Origin of the sequence: Pantoea sp. At-9b (assembly GCF_000175935.2) — a bacterium.
Classification (GTDB): Bacteria; Pseudomonadota; Gammaproteobacteria; order Enterobacterales; family Enterobacteriaceae; genus Pantoea.
The window spans coordinates 3,475,237-3,490,476 of the sequence record NC_014837.1 but is presented as its reverse complement, the minus strand read 5'-3'; the positions used below and the strand labels follow the sequence as shown (position 1 = coordinate 3,490,476).

General features: G+C 56.5%; 16 protein-coding genes. 13 read left to right on the top strand and 3 right to left on the bottom strand.

Annotated elements, in window-relative coordinates; all coding sequences use genetic code 11:
- Position 1 precedes the first annotated feature (1 nt).
- The 8 genes from lysS (at position 2) to PAT9B_RS15985 (ending at position 6,959) form a co-directional block, all read left to right on the top strand.
- The gene (gene lysS, locus PAT9B_RS16020) at positions 2-1,519 is read left to right on the top strand and encodes a lysine--tRNA ligase (protein WP_013510320.1); all 1,518 of its coding nucleotides are present in this window, start codon (positions 2-4) and stop codon (positions 1,517-1,519) included.
- Between the two features lie 243 nt (positions 1,520-1,762).
- Positions 1,763-2,614 carry a MurR/RpiR family transcriptional regulator gene (locus PAT9B_RS16015; RefSeq protein WP_013510319.1) on the top strand — a complete coding sequence of 284 codons (852 nt, stop codon included), beginning with the start codon at positions 1,763-1,765 and terminating at the stop codon, positions 2,612-2,614.
- Positions 2,615-2,855: 241 nt separating this feature from the next.
- Positions 2,856-3,692: a transporter substrate-binding domain-containing protein gene (locus PAT9B_RS16010; protein WP_013510318.1), complete on the top strand. Its 837-nt coding sequence runs from the start codon at positions 2,856-2,858 to the stop codon at positions 3,690-3,692.
- A 2-nt stretch (positions 3,693-3,694) separates the two neighbouring features.
- Positions 3,695-4,327, top strand: coding sequence for a DUF1989 domain-containing protein (locus tag PAT9B_RS16005; protein WP_013510317.1), 633 nt, complete (start codon positions 3,695-3,697; stop codon positions 4,325-4,327).
- Positions 4,311-4,958, top strand: coding sequence for an urea carboxylase-associated family protein (locus PAT9B_RS16000; RefSeq protein ID WP_013510316.1), 648 nt, complete (start codon positions 4,311-4,313; stop codon positions 4,956-4,958). The genes PAT9B_RS16005 and PAT9B_RS16000 overlap by 17 nt, the downstream gene beginning before the upstream one ends.
- Before the next feature lie 3 nt (positions 4,959-4,961).
- Positions 4,962-5,612 carry an amino acid ABC transporter permease gene (locus tag PAT9B_RS15995; RefSeq protein ID WP_013510315.1) on the top strand — a complete coding sequence of 217 codons (651 nt, stop codon included), beginning with the start codon at positions 4,962-4,964 and terminating at the stop codon, positions 5,610-5,612.
- Positions 5,612-6,277 (top strand): amino acid ABC transporter permease, encoded by a 666-nt coding sequence (locus PAT9B_RS15990; protein ID WP_013510314.1) that lies wholly within the window; start codon positions 5,612-5,614, stop codon positions 6,275-6,277. Before PAT9B_RS15995 ends, PAT9B_RS15990 begins: the two co-directional genes overlap by 1 nt.
- Positions 6,278-6,290: 13 nt before the next feature.
- Entirely contained in the window at positions 6,291-6,959 is a 669-nt protein-coding gene (locus tag PAT9B_RS15985; RefSeq protein WP_013510313.1) for a DUF1989 domain-containing protein, read from the top strand.
- A gap of 172 nt (positions 6,960-7,131) precedes the next feature.
- Here PAT9B_RS15985 and PAT9B_RS15980 read toward each other — a convergent pair whose 3' ends face one another.
- A complete protein-coding gene (locus tag PAT9B_RS15980) occupies positions 7,132-7,758 on the bottom strand; it encodes a hypothetical protein (RefSeq protein ID WP_013510312.1) in 627 nt (208 codons plus the stop codon).
- A gap of 377 nt (positions 7,759-8,135) precedes the next feature.
- On the opposite strand from PAT9B_RS15980, the gene PAT9B_RS15975 reads away from it, so the two are divergent.
- Positions 8,136-9,299, top strand: a complete 1,164-nt coding sequence (locus PAT9B_RS15975; protein ID WP_013510311.1) for an MFS transporter — start codon at positions 8,136-8,138, stop codon at positions 9,297-9,299.
- On the opposite strand, the gene PAT9B_RS15970 is transcribed toward PAT9B_RS15975, so the two are convergent.
- Positions 9,296-10,216, bottom strand: a complete 921-nt coding sequence (locus PAT9B_RS15970; protein WP_013510310.1) for a LysR family transcriptional regulator — start codon at positions 10,214-10,216, stop codon at positions 9,296-9,298. The two genes, PAT9B_RS15975 and PAT9B_RS15970, sit on opposite strands and share 4 nt — an antisense overlap.
- A gap of 110 nt (positions 10,217-10,326) precedes the next feature.
- Between PAT9B_RS15970 and lysA the strand changes: the two genes are divergently transcribed.
- Positions 10,327-11,580 (top strand): diaminopimelate decarboxylase, encoded by a 1,254-nt coding sequence (gene lysA / locus PAT9B_RS15965; protein ID WP_013510309.1) that lies wholly within the window; start codon positions 10,327-10,329, stop codon positions 11,578-11,580.
- A 41-nt stretch (positions 11,581-11,621) separates the two neighbouring features.
- Here lysA and PAT9B_RS15960 read toward each other — a convergent pair whose 3' ends face one another.
- Positions 11,622-11,927 carry a PTS lactose/cellobiose transporter subunit IIA gene (locus tag PAT9B_RS15960; RefSeq protein WP_013510308.1) on the bottom strand — a complete coding sequence of 102 codons (306 nt, stop codon included), beginning with the start codon at positions 11,925-11,927 and terminating at the stop codon, positions 11,622-11,624.
- A 181-nt stretch (positions 11,928-12,108) separates the two neighbouring features.
- Here PAT9B_RS15960 and PAT9B_RS15955 point away from each other — a divergent pair, with 181 nt between their 5' ends.
- The 3 genes from PAT9B_RS15955 to PAT9B_RS15945 are packed head-to-tail and all read left to right on the top strand — an operon-like array spanning position 12,109 to position 15,208.
- Positions 12,109-13,443 (top strand): PTS sugar transporter subunit IIC, encoded by a 1,335-nt coding sequence (locus tag PAT9B_RS15955; protein ID WP_013510307.1) that lies wholly within the window; start codon positions 12,109-12,111, stop codon positions 13,441-13,443.
- 9 nt (positions 13,444-13,452) lie between these two features.
- A complete protein-coding gene (locus tag PAT9B_RS15950; protein ID WP_013510306.1) occupies positions 13,453-14,880 on the top strand; it encodes a glycoside hydrolase family 1 protein in 1,428 nt (475 codons plus the stop codon).
- A 10-nt stretch (positions 14,881-14,890) separates the two neighbouring features.
- Complete coding sequence (locus PAT9B_RS15945) at positions 14,891-15,208, top strand: PTS sugar transporter subunit IIB (protein ID WP_013510305.1); 318 nt, start codon at positions 14,891-14,893, stop codon at positions 15,206-15,208.
- Positions 15,209-15,240: the final 32 nt, after the last annotated feature.

The following is a 15,240-nucleotide window of genomic DNA, read 5'->3' as shown; positions in this document are numbered from 1 at the left end:
CATGTCTGAACAACAACCGCAGAGCGCTGATGCCGCACTTGAGTTAAATAACGAACTGAAAACGCGTCGCGAAAAACTCAGCGCGCTGCGTGAAACCGGCGTGGCGTTTCCTAACGATTTCCGCCGTGACACCACCTCCGATCAGCTGCACGCCAGCTACGACGAGAAAAGCAACGAAGAGCTGGAAGACCTCGGTATTGAGGTGAGTGTTGCGGGTCGTATGATGACCCGTCGCATTATGGGCAAAGCGTCATTCATCACGTTGCAGGACGTCGGTGGCCGCATTCAGTTGTACGTGGCGCGTGATGATCTGGCTGAAGGCGTTTACAACGAGCAATTCAAGAAGTGGGATCTGGGCGATATCCTCGGTGCACGCGGTAAGTTGTTCAAAACCAAAACCGGTGAGCTGTCGATCCACTGTTCTGAACTGCGCCTGCTGACCAAAGCGCTGCGTCCGCTGCCGGACAAATTCCACGGCCTGGCCGATCAGGAAACCCGTTACCGTCAGCGTTATCTGGATCTGATTGCCAACGACGAATCGCGTCACACCTTCCAGGTGCGTTCAAAAATCATGGCGGGTATTCGTCAGTTCATGGTCGGTCGCGACTTTATGGAAGTGGAAACCCCGATGATGCAGGTGATCCCGGGTGGGGCGTCAGCCCGTCCGTTTATCACCCATCACAATGCGCTCGACATTGATATGTACCTGCGTATTGCGCCGGAACTGTATCTGAAGCGTCTGGTGGTCGGTGGTTTTGATCGCGTCTTTGAGATCAACCGTAACTTCCGTAACGAAGGCATCTCTCCGCGTCACAACCCAGAGTTCACCATGATGGAACTCTATATGGCGTATGCGGATTACAAAGATCTAATCGAGCTGACCGAAAGCCTGTTCCGCACCCTGGCGCAGGACGTGCTGGGCACCACTGAAGTTCCTTACGGTGACAACACCTTCGATTTCGGCAAGCCGTTCGAAAAACTCACCATGCGTGAAGCGATCAAAAAGTACCGCCCGGAAACCGATCTGGCGGATCTGGATGATTTCGACAAAGCCGTGGCGATCGCCAACGCGCTGCACATTAAAGTCGAGAAGAGCTGGGGTCTGGGCCGTGTCGTGACGGAGATCTTCGAAGAGACCGCCGAAGCGCATCTGATCCAGCCAACCTTCATCACCGAATATCCGGCAGAAGTGTCACCGCTGGCTCGTCGTAACGACGAGAACCCGGAAATCACTGACCGCTTTGAATTCTTCATCGGTGGTCGTGAAATCGGTAACGGTTTCTCCGAGCTGAATGATGCGGAAGATCAGGCCGAGCGTTTCCTGCAACAGGTGAACGCCAAAGATGCCGGTGACGACGAAGCGATGTTCTACGACGAAGACTACGTCACCGCGCTGGAACATGGCCTGCCGCCTACGGCCGGTCTGGGTATTGGTATCGACCGTATGGTGATGTTGTTTACCAACAGCCACACCATTCGTGACGTGATCCTGTTCCCGGCACTGCGTCCGTCTAAGTAAACGAGCGGACTGGCCCTCACCCTAACCCTCTCCCGCTAGCGGGAGAGGGGATTTTTCGTGCGATACCTATCCCCCTCTCCCTTATGGGAGAGGGGACTTTTCGTGCGATACCTATCCCCCTCTCCCTTATGGGAGAGGGCCGGGGTGAGGGTATCAGCACGAAGATGTCCCCCAAATAAAAAATCCTGATGACAACCCGGCACGCTCTGTGCAGGATGGTTTTTTTATTTTCAGGGATTCACCATGAGTGCAAAAACGGCATCGTTGGAAGGCCGGATTCGTCAGCACTGGGAACAACTCTCCAGCCACGAACAACGGCTGGCCGACGTATTACTGGCGGCACCAGGCCAGCTTGCCATGAACACCGCCACTGAACTGGCGCACAGCGCCGGGGTTTCCAAAGCCACCACCACGCGTTTTTTCCGCCATCTCGGCTATGAAAGCTACGAAGCCGCCCGCCGTCAGGCGCGCGATATGCAAAGCAGCGGTTCACCGCTCTACCTGCAAGCCGCCCCCAGCGCCTCACCGCTCGACAGCATCATGCAGCAGCATCTGGAAAAAGAGATCGCCAACCTGGTGAACAGCTATCGCACGCTGGAGAGTAGCCAGTTGCAGGATGCGGTCAGCGCTATCGCCCGCGCGCGGCGTGTGGTGGTGATGGGCTGGCGTCACAGCCAGACCATTGCGCAGCTGATCTATCGCGACCTGATCCATGTTCATCCCGATGTGCGTCTGCTGCCGCGTCCCGGGGATTCGTTAGCGGAACATCTGGCCTCGCTCAATGCACAGGATGTGGTGATTTGTGTCGGCCTGCGCCGTCGTATGCCAGCATTAGAAGCGGCAATGAACGCGCTGGCGGAACGTCAGGTGCCCATGCTGTATCTGGCCGATGTGCTATCCGGTAAACCGGCACGCCATGCGCAATGGGTGGTTCGTTGCCACACCGACAGTAGCCTGATTTTCGACAGCACCGCCGCGCTCTCCGGTGTCTGCAATTTGCTGTGCTCGCTGGTGGCGCGCGAAATGGGCAAAACCAGTAATGATTACCTTGCGCAGGTTGAAGCGCTGCATCAATCCCTCGACGAACTCGAATAATGCCCCGTGCTGGCGCATTCTGCGCCAGCGATCTCACCAAAATGGTGCAGCGCATATTGCCTGCTCGCAAAGTCAATGAAACCAAAGAAACGATAGATAAAAATAAAGAAACAACTGTTTCTTTATGATTGTACGGGAAAAAGTGGTGTTTTGGCGCTCTCCCCGATCGGTGTGTGAAAAATCTGGCACAAAATATGCTCAGAAGAAAAAGACATTTCACCAACACCAGGGAAACACCATAATGAAAAAAACAGCTTGGCTCATCGCCGCACTTTTATCTGTTGGATCGCTGGCACAGGCGCAAGCCGATACGCTGGCCGACATCAAAAGCAGCGGCAAAATCACCGTCGGTATCGACCCGACCTTTCCTCCTTATGAGTACACCGACGACAGTGGTGCGATCACCGGCTACAGCGTGGCGATCATGCAATCCTTCGCCAAAGATCTCGGGGTGAAACTGGAGTTTCAGAAAACCGCCTTCAGCGGCATTTTGCCGGGGCTGATTTCCGGCTCTTTTAACGCCGAAGGTTCCTCCCTCAACGTCACCGCTGAACGGGCGAAAAAAGTGTTGTTCACCGTGCCTTATAGCAAAACCGTTAACGGTGTGCTGGTGCGCGAAGATGAAGCCAAAACCTTCAGCGGTAAAACGCTTAGCCCGGAAAGCCTGTCAGGTCTGCGTGGTGCGGTGAAAACCGCCAGCGTGCCGGAACAATTGTTGAAGGGCTTCAACGACGAGCTGAAAAAGGCCGGTAAAAAACCGATCACTATCATCAGCGTCGACTCACTCGATCAAACCGTCAGCACCCTGATGACCAAACGCGCCGATTTCGTCTATGACGATATCTCTGTGCTGGCCCCGGTAGTGAAGAAATACCCGAGCAAAGTGGCGCAGGTGGGGGAAGTTGGCCCATCGCAGTGGATGGGTTGGGCCACGCGTAAAGAAGACGGCAGCCTGAACAAAGCCCTCAGCGACCACATTCTGGCGATGCAGAAAGATGGCGAGCTGACCAAACTGCAACAGCAGTACCTCGGCACCACCTTTACCGTACCGGCCAGCGATTTCATTCCCCAGGAGTAATTATGTGTCAGCCAACCCTGACGGTCCCGGCGGGCCACGGCAAAACCTTCCGTGTGCGCAAAGGGCAGTTTATTACCGTCATTGATAGCGAAGGGCAGCAGGCCGCGGATTTTGTCGCGGTCAATGCCGACGACCTGAACGAAAAACTGTCGCCGGTGCACACCCGCCAGCATTTGCGTTCGTTGTTCTTTAAACCGGGCGATGCGCTGTGGTCGAGTGATAACCGTCCGCTGTTGCGCATCGTTGCTGACACCATCGGTATTCACGATGCCAACGTCCCGGCCTGCGATCGTACCCGTTTCAGCGTGGATTTCGGCGTCGAAGGGCATCGCAACTGCGTCGATAACCTGCTGGAAGGCATGAAAGCCTATGGAGTGACCTATTTCAGCCTGCCGGAGCCGTTCAACCTGTTCCAGAACGGCCCGGTCACCGCCGATGGACGTATGGAGGTCACCGACCCCCACAGTAAAGCGGGCGACAGTATCACCTTTGAAGCGCTGTGCGACTTGATCTGTTCCGTCTCTTCCTGCCCGCAGGACATCATCCCGGGCAACGGTTTGCAGGTGACGCCCATCGATATTCGCGTCAGCGACCACTACCACGCCGAGGAGAAATCGCATGTTGCTGATGCGTGAAAATTATCAGGAAACGGCAGTACGCACGCTGGCGGCACCGATTGAGGTAGCGGCGGGCGGTGTGGCATCGATTCGCGTGCTGCGTGGTCAACTGCTGCGTATCACCGCGCTGGGCGAAGGGGCGGTGGCGTCCCTGTTCGGTTTTAGCCTGCAAGATCCGGCGGTATGGCTGTCGGTGCATCACACCCGCGTGTTCAGTAACAGCTACCTGTTGGGTTCCGGTATGCGCCTGGTCAACAACCGTCGCCGCCCGATGATGGTGTTGGGCAAAGATAGCGTTAAACGCCACGATCTGCTGCTGCCTGGCTCCACCAGCGCGTTCCTGGCGGAGCGGGGTTACGGCGGCGAAGGTTGCATCGAAGCAGTAAGCGGCGAGCTGGCGCGCCTCGGAATGACGGTGCCGAAGCTGCCGGACCCGATCAATCTGTTTATGCACGTCAAACTGACGCGCGAGGGCGACATCCTGCCGGAGCCTAACCTCACCCAACCTGGCGACAGCATTACCTGCCGGGTAGTGATGGATACGCGTTTCATCGTTTCCGCCTGTAATACCGGCATCGAGGGGAATGACAAACCTGCACCGTTGCGGTTGTCAGTGGCGGAAAACCTGACGGATTTTAACGCGGAGTAAACCATGGGGCTGGATCAACAGGTCATAGCCGCGCTGCCGGAACTGGGGCACGGCCTCCTAATGACGCTGGTGCTAACAGTACTGGCGTCAATGGTGAGCGTGGTGATGGGGCAGCTTGGCTGCTTCCTGCAACTGCGTCGTGCCTGGATCTGGCGCTTTATTGGTCGTCTCTACGTGAGTCTGATGCGTGGTACCCCGGCCATTGTTCAGCTATTTGTGGTGTTTTTTACGTTACCGCGCCTGGGGTTGGGTGGTCAGCCGATGCTTGCCGCTGTGGTGGCGATTGGCCTGAACAGTGGTGCTTACGTGGCGGAAATCCTGCGCGTTAACCGCAGCCTGGTGACGCGTGGGCAGTTGGAGGCCGCCCGGACGCTGGGGTTAAGCCGCGCGCTGACCTGGTGGTATGTCATCAATCCCCAGGTGATGCGCGCCAGTCTGCCCATGCTGGTGAATGAATTCACCATTTTGCTGAAAACCACGCCGCTGGCCTCAGTGGTCGCGCTGACGGAGCTGACCTACGCCGGTCAGATCGTTATCGCCCGCACCTATGATGCGACGCAGGTGTTGCTGCTGGTGGCGGCAGGGTATTTGGTGATCGCGTTACCGCTGATTAGCGCGGCACGGCGGCTGGAAGCGAAACGGAGGCTGGCATAATGGATTGGCAGGCAATTATGACCTCATTGCCGTCGTTAGGTGACGGCCTGGTTGCCACCCTGCAACTGTGTGCGGTGGCGGCGCTTTGCTCCCTGCTGTGGGGGGCCTTGATGGCGTGGATGCTGATGCGCGCGTCGCCGTTCTGGCTGCGCATACTCAATCTCTACAGCGGGTTAACGTTGGCGCTGCCGTTGCTGGTGGTGATCTATCTGCTCTATTTCGTGCTGCCGGAATATGACATCACCCTCTCTTCACCGGTGGTTGGGGTGCTGGCATTGACGCTTTACTACGCCCCTTACATCGCACAGGTGATCCGCGCCGCGATTGGCGCACTGCCAAAAGGCCAGTGGGAAGCGTGTCGGGTGCTGGGCCTTAGCCGCAGCGAGCAGTTGCGTGATGTGGTGCTACCGCAGACGCTGCCACAAATGTTATCGCCGCTGGTCGGTTTGACCATTGGTTTGATTAAAGACTCTGCGCTGCTGTCGATTGTCTCGGTGCAGGAGTTTATGTACGCCGCCAAACAGGCGATTTCTGCTACTTACGCGCCGCTGGAGATCTACCTGACGGTAGCGCTCTGCTACTGGCTACTGAACAGTGTGATTGACTGGCTGGCGCGCTGTCTTGAATCTCTCATGACGCGCTATCGTCGCGGCATGCAGCATTAATCTGGAGAACAACATGTCGGCTGAATATCAGCAACGCGCGACCCTCACTATTCCGGCGCGCTACGGTAAAGCGGTACGTCTTAACAAGGGGGAAGCGGTCCAGGTGATCAACCTGCACGGCACCCAAGTGGTTGATTGCTGGGCTTACAACGCAGAAGATGTGAGCGAGTATATGTGTATGGAAGCGACGCGTGTCTGGAACCAGCGTCTGAATCCAAAGGTTGGCGATAGCTTTATCACCAGCCAGCGTCACCCGATTCTGACCCTGGTGGCCGACACCTCGCCGGGTGTGCATGACACCTTTATGGCGGCCTGTGATGCGCGTCGTTATGAACTGCTGGGCTGCACCGAGCCGCACCGCAACTGTCACGATAACCTGCATGAAGGGTTGGCGGAACTGGGGGTGACACTGCCGCACGGTAACCTGGCGTCGTTCAACATTTTTATGAATATTCAGGTCCAACCGGATGGCATCACCCTGAAGACGCTGCCGGTGGTGACCAAACCGGGTGATTACATCGTGTTGCGTGCCGAGATGGATTGTTTTGTAGCGTTCTCAGCCTGCCCACAGGATATCGTTAGCATTCAGGGGCAAGGCGATAACACGCCGCGCGATGCGGAGCTGCGCATTCTGACCGGTGGTTTCCCGCAGGTGAAATTGCAGGGGCCGTGGGTGCCGTAGCCCTCACCCTAACCCTCTCCCGCAAGCGGGAGAGGGAACTGATCGAGCATATGGCACCCTCTCCCGCTGGCGGGAGAGGGAACTGCATTGTGCACGGTTTACTATATTGCACATCTCCCTCTCCCTCATGGGAGAGGGCCGGGGTGAGGGTAACAGGCCGCACTTCACGACTTTACGACTTCATCACCCCATCCAGCCACTTCTGGAAGCGTCCATAAGGAATATACAGCGCCACATCCTTATACAACGTCTTACCGCTTTGGTTATCGTTAATCCGGCTGCTATAGCCCACAATAACCCCGGCCAGCGTGTTGTCGCTGGCGTTATATACCGCGCCGCCGGACATGCCTTTTACCACACCAGCATTGGCGGCTACTACCACGCAACTGGCTTTATTCCAGTCATTCACCAGCGTGGTGTTAATCAAATTCTGGCCGTTGGAGGCCACTGGCATGGCAGTGATAAAGCTGTATCCGTACAGATTAACTTCGTCACCAATCCGGCCATTGCGGAAGTGCGGCGGCAGATCGGCCTCGTCATTTTTGTGATAAACCACGGCGAGATCACATTCCGGGTGCCAGGCCTTGACCCGATACAGTGAATATTTCGCCACATGGGCAGCCGTCAGGCTGTACTCCGGGGTGAGTGGGATAACGCTGCCCAGAGAGCCAACACCCAGCACTGTCGGAATGCCGGTAAAGGTCATATCGACCCGTTTTTCTGCTTCTTTACTGTACTCGTAGTGTCCGACAGAACAGCCACTCAGGCAGCCAATCGTTAAGGCCATGAGCCATCGCATACGCTCTCCCCTTTGAAGAATGACGAGACATTACCAGGCAATCCATTGGGGTATCGGCAACGCGAAAATTTCCTTTAAGCGTCGGAGCGCCGTCAAAATGAGAGGGCGATCACAACCAGAGTTCAAGAATAGCGTGAAAAATCAGGTCCGTGAGAGAAATGGGAAAAGGCCTAATTGCAAAAGTACCAATTACCGATGTGAACAATTATTGCGGTAGCGGCAAAATATCCTTGCCGCAGCCGGGGTGTATGCCGGAAGGTGGCTATGCTTTAATACTCAATGTGACGCAGTTCAAAAATTTATAAGCGTCCGCTGTAACCACTCCGCGTTCGTGGAGTGGCCCGCCTGCAAAATTATCGTTATTGGGAGAGTGTGTTATGCCTGTTGCATTACTGGCGCTGGCGCTGAGTGCGTTCGCCATCGGCACCACGGAATTTGTCATCATGGGATTGCTACCGGAAGTGGCGGGCGATCTCCATGTGTCGATTCCCTCTGCGGGATGGCTGATCAGTGGCTATGCGCTGGGTGTTGCCATCGGTGCGCCCATTATGGCGCTGCTGACCGCCAAACTGCCGCGTAAACGTACTCTGGTGCTGCTGATGAGCATTTTTATCATCGGCAATGTGTTGTGCGCGCTGGCCTATAGCTACGATCTGCTGATGATGGCGCGTATTGTCACCGCGCTGTGTCACGGTGCGTTTTTTGGTATCGGTTCGGTGGTGGCAGCCAGTCTGGTTGCACCGAGTCGCCAGGCATCGGCTGTCGCCCTGATGTTTACCGGCCTGACGCTGGCTAACGTGCTGGGCGTGCCATTGGGCACCTGGTTTGGTCAGATGTTCGGTTGGCGTGCCACCTTCTGGGGGGTGGCGATTATCGGTATCCTCGCTTTTGTCGCGTTGATTGTCAGCCTGCCGACCAACAAAGAAGAGAAACCGGTACATCTGGCGAGTGAAGTCAGCGCGCTGGCAAACGGCAAGTTATGGCTGTCGCTACTGATGACGGTGTGCTTTGCTGCGGCCATGTTCGCGTTGTTCAGCTATATCGCGCCGTTGCTGTTGCAGGTCACCGGTATCAGCGATCGCGGTGTCAGCTGGACGCTGTTCCTGATTGGCGCTGGCCTGACGGTGGGTAACATTCTCGGCGGCAAGCTGGCCGACTGGAAAGTCTCTTTCAGCCTGATCCTCAGCTTCTCACTGATTGCGCTGTTCTCGCTGCTGTTTAGCTGGACCAGCCATGCGCTGTGGCTGGCAGAAGTGACGCTGTTCCTGTGGGCGATGGCGACCTTCGCGACCGTTCCTGGGCTGCAAATCAACGTGGTTCGCCACGGTAAAGAAGCGCCCAATCTGGTTTCCACCCTCAATATCTCCGCGTTTAACGTCGGCAATGCGCTCGGTGCCTGGGTTGGTGGTGCGGTGATCGACAAAGGCTATGGTCTGACTGCGGTGCCGGTCGCCGCCGCCGCGCTGGCCGCGATCGGTCTGATGGTTTGTCTGCTCACCTTCCGTAAATCAGGCGGGCAGGGCGAGGCGGTGCGCGCTTAAGCCAGCCGCTCGGCAATGCGCTGGGGGAACGCGGCGACCTGATGTTGCAAATGGTCGCAGAAGTGGTCCACCAGCGCAGAGGCCGGGCGATGTTGTGGCCGCACCAGGCTGATGGTGAACGGCACCGCAATACTGAAGCGGCGCATCACCACGCCACTGTCGGCGTAATCCAACGCCGTCAGTGGATTAACAATCGAAACGCCCACCCCCGCACGTACCATCGCACACACCGACGCCGCGCTGTGCGTCTCCAGTACCAGCCGTCGTTCTACCCCCTGCTCATGAAACAGCGAATCCAGTAGCTGGCGATAGCTGTCACTGCGCGACAGGCTGACATAGTTTTCGCCATGAAAATCCTGTGGCGTCAGCACCTCACGCTGGCACAGCGGATGCTGGGGCGGCAGGACGCAGACCTCATCACAGGTCAGCAGGGCAACGCGCTCGGTGCCTGCCGGGGCATGTTGGGTTTCCGTCAGACCAAGATCGTAACGTTGTGCCGACAGCCACTCCTCCAGCAGCGGTGACTCCTGCGGGATGATGTTCATACTCACCTGCGGATAGCGCTGTAAAAAAGGTTGGCACAGCGGTGGCAGTAGCGACTGAGAAAACACCGGCAGGCAAGCAATGGAGAGTTCGCCCTGACGGAACTGACGTAAACCGTCGGCGGCATCCATGATGCGATCCAGCCCGTACCAGGAACGCTGTACCTCTTCAAACAGGCGCAACCCCTGTACCGTGGGTTGTAACCGGCCACGCACGCGCTCAAACAGTTTCAAGCCCAGTTGCTGTTCCAGCCTTGCCAGCTCACGACTGACGGTGGGCTGTGACGTATGCAGCAAGGTGGCGGCCTGTGTCAGGTTGCCACTGGTCATCACCGCGTGGAAAATTTCGATATGTCGCCAGTTAATCTTTGCCATCATCTCCTCCCTTCAATCCATATCATATTTGCATAGCTGCTGCTAAAACAGATATTTTTCTGCATGAAGTGACTGTGGCTAAATAGCGTTAACGTCACAGGAGAATTGCTATGCCACGTCCACTGAATAACACCGAAACCGCGTTGACCGCCGCGAATCTGCTGCCGCTGGCGCAGCGCTATAGCGGCCCGTTCTGGGCCTATGATGCCAGCGTCATTCAGCAGCGCATTGCCCAGTTGAACCAGTTTGACGTGGTGCGTTTCGCGCAGAAAGCCTGCTCAAATATCCATATTCTGCGCCTGATGCGTGCGGCGGGGGTGAAGGTTGATTCCGTGTCGCTGGGCGAGATCGAGCGTGCGCTGGCAGCCGGTTATCAACCGGGCGGCGAAGATATCGTCTTTACCGCCGACGTGCTGGACCAGCCTACCCTGGCACGCATTGCGCAACTGAAAGTCCCGGTGAACGCCGGTTCAGTGGATATGTTGCACCAGCTCGGCGCAGTGTCGGCGGGTCACGCGGTATGGCTGCGTATCAACCCGGGTTTTGGTCACGGCCACAGCCAGAAAACCAACACGGGCGGTGAGAACAGCAAACACGGCATCTGGCACAGCGACTTGCCCCAGGCGCTGGCGGCGATTCAGCAACACGGCCTGCGTCTGGTTGGCCTGCATATGCATATCGGTTCCGGTGTGGACTACGGCCATCTGCAACAGGTGTGTGATGCGATGGTGGATCAGGTGGTGAGCTTCGGTCAGGATCTGGAGGCGATTTCTGCCGGTGGCGGTTTGTCGATCCCTTACCGTGTGGGTGAAGAGGCGATCGATACCGATCACTACTACGGCCTGTGGAACGGCGCGCGCGAACGCATTGCCGCGCATCTCGGCCATGCGGTGAAGCTGGAAATTGAACCAGGTCGTTTCCTGGTAGCAGAATCTGGCGTGCTGGTGTCTCAGGTGCGTGCGGTGAAAGAGATGGGCAGCCGCCACTTTGTGCTGGTGGATGCCGGTTTCAGCGACCTGATGCGCCCGGCGATGTATGGCAGCTACCACCATATTTCGCTGCTGCCTGCCGATGGCCGCACGGTGAATGCAAGCCAGACGGTGGAGAGCGTGATTGCCGGTCCGCTGTGCGAGTCGGGCGATGTGTTTACCCAGCTGGAAGGTGGCAAAGTGGAAACCCGCGCGCTGCCAGCGGCGCAGGTCGGTGATTATCTGGTATTCCATGATACCGGGGCTTACGGCGCATCGATGTCATCGAACTACAATAGCCGTCCGCTGATCCCGGAAGTGCTGTTTGAAAATGGCACCGCGCGTGAAATCCGCCGTGCGCAGACTATCCAGGAGTTGCTGGCGCTGGAGCTGTAATTTTACCCTCACCCTAACCCTCTCCCGCCAGCGGGAGAGGGCTACCGCAGCTCCTTACGCAATAATACAATTTCCCCCGCCAAATCCCGGCACAGCATCGCGGTCATTAGATGATCCTGCGCATGTACCAGAATCAAGGTCACCGGCACTTTGCCGCAACCTTCATCGGCCCCAATCAGCGCGGTTTGGATCTTATGCGCGGCTTTCGCGGCCTCATCTGACGCGGCCAGCGCGGCATCAGCGCCGTCCCAATCTTCTTTGCGCGCCTGCTGAATCGCCATCATTGCCTGCGATCGCGCCTCTCCGGCATTAATCAGCAGCTCCATCATCGTTTGTTCAAAATCCATCCTCGCCTCGCTTATTGGTATGCCAAATTCATATTTTTGATGCTACCGGAATACCAAAAAGGAGTTCCGCGAGCAGGATCACAGAAAGAAAACGCAATGATCGCCATTTTGGTATGCCACAGACACGGAAGCTGACGCACAACACAGGAATGCTCCATTCAAACCGCTGAGGGTTGACCCAATGTCTCTACAGGACCGTCTTATCGATTCTCTGGGTAGCTTTGCCACACGTTTCAATAGCTACCGCTATATCATGGCGATCAAAGCCTCGTTCATTACCCTGATGCCGGTGATCATCGTCGGCGCGTTTTCAGTACTGATCTCCAACATGGTGTTGGATGCGAAGAACGGCCTCGCCAGCTTCCAGGCGCTGGCGTTTCTCGCCGATCTGAAACCGATCACCAGCAGCATCAACTACGCCACGCTGAGTTTTCTCAACATTGGCGCGGTGTTCCTGATCGGTATCGAGCTGGGGCGCATCAACGGCATCAAAACCTTGTTCCCCGGCTTGCTGGCGATTATCTGCTTTATCTCGGTCACGCCCACCACTATCCAGATGCTGGTGGATGGCCAGATGCATCTGGTCACCGATGTGCTGGCGAAACAGTTTTCCGACACCAAAAGCCTGTTCCTTGGCATGTTTATCGCCATCCTGTCGGTGGAGATTTATTGCCGCCTGGAGAATGTGGAACGGCTGAAAATCAAAATGCCGGATACCGTGCCACCCAATGTCTCGGCCTCTTTCTCCGCACTCATCCCGTCGATCATCACCGTCACGCTGGTCGCCACCTTCGGCTTTATCTTCCATCAGGTCACCGGCATGTACCTGTATGACGCGGTCTACAAGGTGGTGCAGCAGCCGCTGGAATCGGTGGTGCAGAGCCTGTGGGGCATTCTGCTGCTGATGTTTGTGGCCCAGCTGTTTTGGGTGATTGGTATCCACGGTAATCAGATGGTGAAACCGATTCGTGAACCGCTGCTGCTGGGGGCGATTCTGGTGAATATGAACGCCTTTGAGCAGGGTAAAGAGGTGCCGAATATCATCACCATGCCGTTCTGGGATGTGTATATGAGCATCGGCGGTTCGGGGCTGACCATCGGTCTGTTGACCGCCGTGATGCTGGCGACCAAACGTAAAGAGATGCGGGAAATTGCCAAGCTGTCGCTGGGGCCGGGGCTGTTTAACATCAACGAGCCGGTGATCTTTGGTATGCCGATTATGCTCAACCCGATCCTCGCTATTCCGTTCATTATCACCCCCCTGGTGACCGGTTCGATTGGCTACTTCGCCACGGTGATGGGGTTTGCCGGTAAAGCGGTGGTGATGGTGCCCTGGACTACGCCGCCGATCATCAATGCCTGGCTCTCCACTGCCGGTTCGATGGGCGCGGTGGTGACGCAAATCATCTGTATCTGCGTGTCCGTATTGATTTACCTGCCGTTTGTAAAGGTGGCGGCGCGCCGTGCCGAAGCGGCAGAAGCGAAAAATCTGCAACCGGAACTGGCGCAAAACTAAGGAGCAAGCATGAGTACCTACAACATCCCACTGCCGGACGGCTTTATTTTGGGTGCGGCAGCATCGGCGTGGCAAACCGAGGGTTGGAGCGGCAAGAAGCCGGGGCAAGATTCGTATCTGGATGCCTGGTATACCAATGACCGTCATGTCTGGCATAACGGTTACGGTCCGGCGGTGGCGACGGATTTTATCAACCGTTTCCGTGAAGATGTGGCACTGATGAAAGCGGCAGGTTTGACGCACTATCGAACGTCGATCAACTGGTCACGGTTTCTCACCGATTACGAAAACGCCGTGGTGGATGAAGAGTACGCGGCGTACTACGACCAACTGATTGATGAAATGCAGCGCAACGGTATCGAACTGATGCTGTGCCTCGAACATTACGAACTGCCGCTACAGTTACTGGAACAGTACGGCGGTTGGCAATCGAAGCATGTGGTGGAACTGTTTACCCGCTATGCCGCTCAGGTGTTTGCTCGCTATGCCGGAAAAGTGACGCGCTGGTTTGTGTTCAATGAGCCGATTGTGGTGCAGACCCGCGTTTATCTTGATGCGTTACGCTGGCCGTATGAGCAGAACACCCACAAATGGATGCAGTGGAATCACCATAAAAATCTTGCCACGGCGAAAGTGGTGCAGCTCTTCCGTCAGCAGGGCTATCGCGGAACAGTGGGCACCATCCTCAACCCGGAAGTCACTTATCCGCGCTCGTCGGCGGCGCATGATGTCAAAGCAGCCAGAATCTATGACCTGTTCTACAACCGGGTATTTCTCGACCCGGCGATCAAAGGCGAGTATCCCGTCGAACTGGTGCAGTTGCTGGAAAAGCATCAGGTGCAATGGGAGGTGACACCCGAGGAGCTGTCGATCATTGCCGCCAACACCGTCGATGAGGTTGGGCTGAATCTCTACTATCCGCACCGGGTAAAAGCGCCGTCACGCGCGTGGCATCCGGAGACGCCATTCCATCCCGCGTATTACTACGAACATTTCGAACTGCCGGGCCGCCGCATGAATACCTCGCGCGGCTGGGAGATTCAGCCACGCATCATCTATGACATGGCGATGCGCATGAAAGAGGAGTACGGCAACCTGCCGTGGTTTGTGGCGGAAAGCGGCATGGGTATTGAAAACGAAGCACGCTTTAAAGATGCGCAGGGGGAGATTCAGGACGACTACCGCATCGCGTTCATTGCCGAGCATCTGCATCAAGCGGTGCGTGCCAGCGAGGCGGGCAGTCACTGTCAGGGCTACATGCTGTGGGCCTTCACCGATAACGTCTCGCCAATGAACGCGTTTAAAAATCGCTACGGCTTAATTGAGATTGACCTGGATAACCAACGCCAGCGGCGGATGAAAAGGTCGGCGCACTGGTTTCGCCAGCTGCGCGACAGCCAGCTGTTGACGGTCAACATTGATGATGAAATGAAATAAGGACGCGAAGATGAAACGAATCGTACTGGCTTGCGCAGCGGGGATGTCGACCTCGATGGTGGTGACGCGCATGGAAAAAGAAGCGGCGGCACGCGGTCTGGAGTACCAGATATACGCCATCCCGGAGCAAAACCTGCGGGAAGAGCTACAAAATTACGGCCACGATGTCGCGGTGGTACTGCTCGGTCCACAGGTGCGCTTTAAGCTGGAGGAGAACAAAAAGCTCACCGACAGCTATCAACTGCCGATTGCGGTGATCGACACCGTGGCTTACGGTACGCTGAATGGTGCAAAGGTACTCGATCAGGCGCTGGCTTTGGTACACTAGCGGCCAGATTGCAGACAGGTTGCAGCCTGCCA

Excerpts from the sequence above, each read along its gene's own strand:
- PAT9B_RS15970 (WP_013510310.1), bottom strand. The coding sequence starts at position 10,216 with ATGGCAAAGATTAACTGGCGACATATCGAAATTTTCCACGCGGTGATG.
- PAT9B_RS15955 (WP_013510307.1), top strand. The coding sequence starts at position 12,109 with ATGTCTCTACAGGACCGTCTTATCGATTCTCTGGGTAGCTTTGCCACA.
- PAT9B_RS15960 (WP_013510308.1), bottom strand. The coding sequence starts at position 11,927 with ATGGATTTTGAACAAACGATGATGGAGCTGCTGATTAATGCCGGAGAG.
- PAT9B_RS16010 (WP_013510318.1), top strand. The coding sequence starts at position 2,856 with ATGAAAAAAACAGCTTGGCTCATCGCCGCACTTTTATCTGTTGGATCG.
- PAT9B_RS15945 (WP_013510305.1), top strand. The coding sequence starts at position 14,891 with ATGAAACGAATCGTACTGGCTTGCGCAGCGGGGATGTCGACCTCGATG.
- PAT9B_RS16015 (WP_013510319.1), top strand. The coding sequence starts at position 1,763 with ATGAGTGCAAAAACGGCATCGTTGGAAGGCCGGATTCGTCAGCACTGG.
- PAT9B_RS15995 (WP_013510315.1), top strand. The coding sequence starts at position 4,962 with ATGGGGCTGGATCAACAGGTCATAGCCGCGCTGCCGGAACTGGGGCAC.
- PAT9B_RS15990 (WP_013510314.1), top strand. The coding sequence starts at position 5,612 with ATGGATTGGCAGGCAATTATGACCTCATTGCCGTCGTTAGGTGACGGC.
- PAT9B_RS15950 (WP_013510306.1), top strand. The coding sequence starts at position 13,453 with ATGAGTACCTACAACATCCCACTGCCGGACGGCTTTATTTTGGGTGCG.
- PAT9B_RS15975 (WP_013510311.1), top strand. The coding sequence starts at position 8,136 with ATGCCTGTTGCATTACTGGCGCTGGCGCTGAGTGCGTTCGCCATCGGC.
- lysS (WP_013510320.1), top strand. The coding sequence starts at position 2 with ATGTCTGAACAACAACCGCAGAGCGCTGATGCCGCACTTGAGTTAAAT.
- PAT9B_RS16000 (WP_013510316.1), top strand. The coding sequence starts at position 4,311 with ATGTTGCTGATGCGTGAAAATTATCAGGAAACGGCAGTACGCACGCTG.
- PAT9B_RS15985 (WP_013510313.1), top strand. The coding sequence starts at position 6,291 with ATGTCGGCTGAATATCAGCAACGCGCGACCCTCACTATTCCGGCGCGC.
- PAT9B_RS15980 (WP_013510312.1), bottom strand. The coding sequence starts at position 7,758 with ATGCGATGGCTCATGGCCTTAACGATTGGCTGCCTGAGTGGCTGTTCT.
- PAT9B_RS16005 (WP_013510317.1), top strand. The coding sequence starts at position 3,695 with ATGTGTCAGCCAACCCTGACGGTCCCGGCGGGCCACGGCAAAACCTTC.
- lysA (WP_013510309.1), top strand. The coding sequence starts at position 10,327 with ATGCCACGTCCACTGAATAACACCGAAACCGCGTTGACCGCCGCGAAT.